Source organism: Bifidobacterium felsineum (assembly GCF_002802915.1).
Classification (GTDB): domain Bacteria; phylum Actinomycetota; class Actinomycetes; order Actinomycetales; family Bifidobacteriaceae; genus Bifidobacterium; species Bifidobacterium felsineum.
Window position 1 is genome coordinate 1 of record NZ_PEBJ01000009.1, and the last position, 5515, is coordinate 5515.

Annotated in this window: 3 rRNA genes; all 3 read right to left on the reverse strand. The window is 59.0% G+C overall.

The window, feature by feature from the left end:
• Positions 1 to 117, reverse strand: a 5S ribosomal RNA gene (rrf, locus tag CSQ86_RS09605).
• A gap of 178 nt (positions 118 to 295) precedes the next feature.
• Positions 296 to 3351 (reverse strand): 23S ribosomal RNA (locus CSQ86_RS09610).
• Between the two features lie 425 nt (positions 3352 to 3776).
• Positions 3777 to 5301: ribosomal RNA gene (locus CSQ86_RS09615) — 16S ribosomal RNA — on the reverse strand.
• The 16S, 23S and 5S rRNA genes sit together here, the layout of an rRNA operon.
• Positions 5302 to 5515: the final 214 nt, after the last annotated feature.

Here is a 5515-nt window from a genome sequence, read left to right on the forward strand (position 1 = left end):
ATGCGGCGGTGTGCTACTCTCCCACACTCTGTCGGGTGCAGTACCATCGCCGTGCCAGGCCTTAGCTTCCGGGTTCGGAATGGGACCGGGCGTCTCCCCTGGGCCATGACCGCCGCAAATCTTCTGTTATACGGTCAGACACTGGTGTCTGCCGGCATTGTGGTGGTTCGGGGACCGGATGGTGGACGCGTATCGTTGATGTTCGCTTGTTCCGATGCATGCGACCCGAGAAGCGTCTCCGTGTCGTCCATGCCAAGCATGCGCAGTACAGTCCCAACCCCCGGAAGGGTTGGATGAAGTGTCGCCATCCCCCGTTAGTACCGGTCGGCTCCACCCCTCGCGGGGCTTCCACGTCCGGCCTATCGACCACGTGTTCTGCATGGGGGGTTCAGGGATCCGGGGATCCCATGGAATGCTTATCTTGGAGCAGGCTTCCCGCTTAGATGCTTTCAGCGGTTATCCCTTCCGAACGTGGCCAACCGGCCGTGCCGCTGGCGCGACAACCGGCATACCAGAGGTTCGTCCACCCAGGTCCTCTCGTACTATGGGCAGGCCTCCTCAACATTCCAACGAGCGCAGAGGATAGAGACCAAACTGTCTCACGACGTTCTGAACCCAGCTCGCGTGCCGCTTTAATCGGCGAACAGCCGAACCCTTGGGACCTGCTCCAGCCCCAGGATGCGACGAGCCGACATCGAGGTGCCAAACCATCCCGTCGATATGGACTCTTGGGAATGATCAGCCTGTTATCCCCGGGGTACCTTTTATCCGTTGAGCGATGCCGCGTCCGTACACCGGCACCGGATCACTAGTTCCGACTTTCGTCCCTGCTCGACCCGTCAGTCTCGCAGTCAAGCTCCCTTGTGCACTTACACTCGCCACCCGATTGCCAACCGGGCTGAGGGAACCTTTGAGCGCCTCCGTTACTCTTTGGGAGGCAACCGCCCCAGTTAAACTACCCGCCAGGCACTGTCCCAGAGCAGGATGACTGCTCGTGGTGAGACATCCAATGCGAACAGAGCGGTATTTCACCTTGCGACTCCACCACGGCTGGCGCCATGGTCTCACGGTCTCCCGCCTATGCTACACAATCCACACCGAATGCCAATACCAAGGTATAGTAAAGGTCCCGGGGTCTTTTCGTCCTTCTGCGCTTAACGAGCATCTTTACTCGTACTGCAATTTCGCCGAGCTCCTGGTCGAGACAGTGGGGAAGTCGTTACGCCATTCGTGCAGGTCGGAACTTACCCGACAAGGAATTTCGCTACCTTAGGATGGTTATAGTTACCACCGCCGTTTACCGGGGCTTGAATTCACCGCTTCACCGAAGTTGACGGATCCTCTTAACCTTCCGGCACCGGGCAGGCGTCAGTGCATATACAGCGGCTTGCGCCTTCGCATGCACCTGTGTTTTTGGTAAACAGTCGCTACCCCCTGGTCTGTGCCACCCCCCGACGCTCCACGGGCAAGCCGCTTCACGCAAGGGGGTCTCCCTTAAACCGAAGGAACGGGAGTGATTTGCCGAGTTCCTTGACCAGGATTCGCTCGATCGCCTTGGTATTCTCTACCTGACCACCAGTGTCGGTTTGGGGTACGGGCGCCAGACGCCCTCACGCCGAAGCTTTTCTCGACGGCCGGGATCACCGGATCCACGCTCACGCGCGTCCCATCGCACCTCACCCTTGAAGCCCCCCGGATTTGCCTGGGGGGCGGGCTGCGTGCTTGGCCCGGGAAAACCACCTCCCGGGCCGGCTGCCCTTCCGTGTCACTCCTGCGCTCACCTACTACCGCTACAGCCCCAACTGAACCACCCTCACAGCCCCGAAGGACTGATCGGGAGGAACCGGAGGTTAGTACTCACGGCCTCGGTCTGATCGGTCGCCTGCCGGTACGGGAATATCGACCCGTTCATCCATTCGACTACGCCTGTCGGCCTCGCCTTAGGACCCGACTCACCCAGGGACGATGAACGTGGCCCTGGAACCCTTGGTCATCCGGCGGACGGGATCTTCACCCGTCTCTCGCTACTCATGTCTGCATTCTCACTCCCACACAGTCCACGGCCGGCTTACGCCGCCGCTTCGACCCGTGTGGGACGCTCTCCTACCCAGTACAATGTACTGCCGCGTCTTCGGTGGTGTGCTTGAGCCCCGCTACATTGTCGGCGCGGAACCACTAGACCAGTGAGCTGTTACGCACTCTTTCAAGGGTGGCTGCTTCTGAGCCAACCTCCTGGCTGTCTATGCGACTCCACATCCTTTCCCACTTAGCACACGCTTCGGGACCTTAGACGACGATCTGGGCTGTCTCCCTCTCGACGACGGAGCTTATCCCCCGCCGACTCACTGCCGGGATACGCATCACGGGTATTCGGAGTTTGGTTGCTGTCGGTACCCAGTACGGGCCCTCAAGCATCCAGTAGCTCTACCCCCCGGATGTACTCACCCGACGCTGCACCTAAATGCATTTCGGAGAGAACCAGCTATCACGGAATTTGATTGGCCTTTCACCCCTAGCCCCAGGTCATCCCCCCGGTTTTCAACCCAGGTGGGTGCGGTCCTCCACGCGGTCTTACCCGCGCTTCAACCTGCCCAGGGCTAGATCATCCCGCTTCGGGTCCAGGACGAGCGACTCAAGGCGCCTTTTAAGACTCGCTTTCGCTACGCGTCCGCCACACGGCTTACGCTTGCCACCCGCCACTGACTCGCAGACTCATTTTTCGATAGGCACGCCGTCACCCCTTGAAGAGGCTCCGACGGTTTGTAGGCGCACGGTTTCAGAGACTGTTTCACTCCCCTCCCGGGGTGCTTTTCACCTTTCCCTCACGGTACTAGTACGCTATCGGTCAGACAGGAATACTTAGGCTTATCCCACGGTCGAGACGGATTCACACGGGGTTCCACGGGACCCGTGCTACTTGGGAGACGCGATCAACGGTCCATGCGCCTTCGGGTACGGGGCCATCACCCTCTACGGCCCGGTATCCAACCCGGTTCCCCTCGCACATGGATTTATCACCGCCGGCCGGCCCGTCGGAGCCGACACACGCGATCCCGCAACACCCATGCCGCAACCCCCGACGGGTATCACACGACACGGGTTTGGCCTGATCCGCTTTCGCTCGCCACTACTCACGGAGTATCCATTCCTGCAGGTACTGAGATGTTTCACTTCCCTGCGTACCCCCCGGCCGAAGCCGGTGACCGCCCATGACGGCGGCCGGGTTCCCCCATTCGGAAATCCTCGGATCAAAGCCCACTTGGCGGCTCCCCGAGGCATATCGCAGCCTGTAACGTCCTTCATCGGTCCTGTCTGCCAAGGCATCCACCATACGCCCTTGCGGGCGACACACCCGCACAACGCAACGCTATGCCAGACGACAAATCATCAACACTAATCAGATCACAAAACGATCGGAACGAACACCAAACCAATGTTTGGAGTCCGAACGAAATCAACAGCAAAAAACAACATAGAGAATGTCGTTTCTTGCTCGCGTCCACTATCCAGTTCTCAAACCACCACGCACCCATGAAACCAGCCAACCGGAAACAACCGGACGACCAGGCCCACGGGGCATCGAATCGCGCCGAGACCAACGTCTCGGGGTGGCGATCCGGGAGCCCAAAAGCGCATCCGCACCACATCACGGCCATCCCACGACGGACGAACCGAAAGCCAACGAAATCTTCCACACCAGCACCCACGCGACACGGGACTGTCCCGCGTGCATGGTCCACACCGGCTCGCAACCACGAGCCTGAATTACTCCGTAGAAAGGAGGTGATCCAGCCGCACCTTCCGGTACGGCTACCTTGTTACGACTTAGTCCCAATCACGAGCCTCACCTTAGACGGCTCCCCCCTCCGAAAAGGTTAGGCCACCGGCTTCGGGTGCTGCCCACTTTCATGACTTGACGGGCGGTGTGTACAAGGCCCGGGAACGCATTCACCGCGACGTTGCTGATTCGCGATTACTAGCGACTCCGCCTTCACGCAGTCGAGTTGCAGACTGCGATCCGAACTGAGACCGGTTTTCAGGGATCCGCTCCAAGTCGCCTTGTCGCATCCCGTTGTACCGGCCATTGTAGCATGCGTGAAGCCCTGGACGTAAGGGGCATGATGATCTGACGTCATCCCCACCTTCCTCCGAGTTAACCCCGGCGGTCCCCCGTGAGTTCCCGGCATAATCCGCTGGCAACACGGGGCGAGGGTTGCGCTCGTTGCGGGACTTAACCCAACATCTCACGACACGAGCTGACGACGACCATGCACCACCTGTGAACCCGCCCCGAAGGGAAACCATATCTCTATGGCTGTCGGGAACATGTCAAGCCCAGGTAAGGTTCTTCGCGTTGCATCGAATTAATCCGCATGCTCCGCCGCTTGTGCGGGCCCCCGTCAATTTCTTTGAGTTTTAGCCTTGCGGCCGTACTCCCCAGGCGGGATGCTTAACGCGTTGGCTCCGACACGGAACACGTGGAACGTGCCCCACATCCAGCATCCACCGTTTACGGCGTGGACTACCAGGGTATCTAATCCTGTTCGCTCCCCACGCTTTCGCTCCTCAGCGTCAGTAACGGCCCAGAGACCTGCCTTCGCCATTGGTGTTCTTCCCGATATCTACACATTCCACCGTTACACCGGGAATTCCAGTCTCCCCTACCGCACTCAAGCCCGCCCGTACCCGGCGCGGATCCACCGTTAAGCGATGGACTTTCACACCGGACGCGACGAACCGCCTACGAGCCCTTTACGCCCAATAATTCCGGATAACGCTTGCGCCCTACGTATTACCGCGGCTGCTGGCACGTAGTTAGCCGGCGCTTATTCGACAGGTACACTCACTCTCGCTTGCTCCCTGACAAAAGAGGTTTACAACCCGAAGGCCTCCATCCCTCACGCGGCGTCGCTGCATCAGGCTTGCGCCCATTGTGCAATATTCCCCACTGCTGCCTCCCGTAGGAGTCTGGGCCGTATCTCAGTCCCAATGTGGCCGGTCGCCCTCTCAGGCCGGCTACCCGTCGAAGCCATGGTGGGCCGTTACCCCGCCATCAAGCTGATAGGACGCGACCCCATCCCACGCCGCATAAAGCTTTCCCAGAAGACCATGCGATCAACTGGAGCATCCGGCATTACCACCCGTTTCCAGGAGCTATTCCGGAGCATGGGGCAGGTCGGTCACGCATTACTCACCCGTTCGCCACTCTCACCCGAAGCAAGCTTCGGGATCCCGTTCGACTTGCATGTGTTAAGCACGCCGCCAGCGTTCATCCTGAGCCAGAATCGAACCCTCCACAAAAAACTTCATGAAAGAGCCTCGAAAAAATGACCCTCAAAAGAAAAAGACGAGACGATTCCTTAAGGAAGGAACCACTCTCACAAAAACCCCACCATCATTCAACCAACCAAGGACCCAACAGGACAAACCCCATCAGGCAGATGATGGACTGGCAATCATTGACTATAAAGAAGTAGTACAAACACGCTCTTGAGTTCTCAAACCACCACCACAC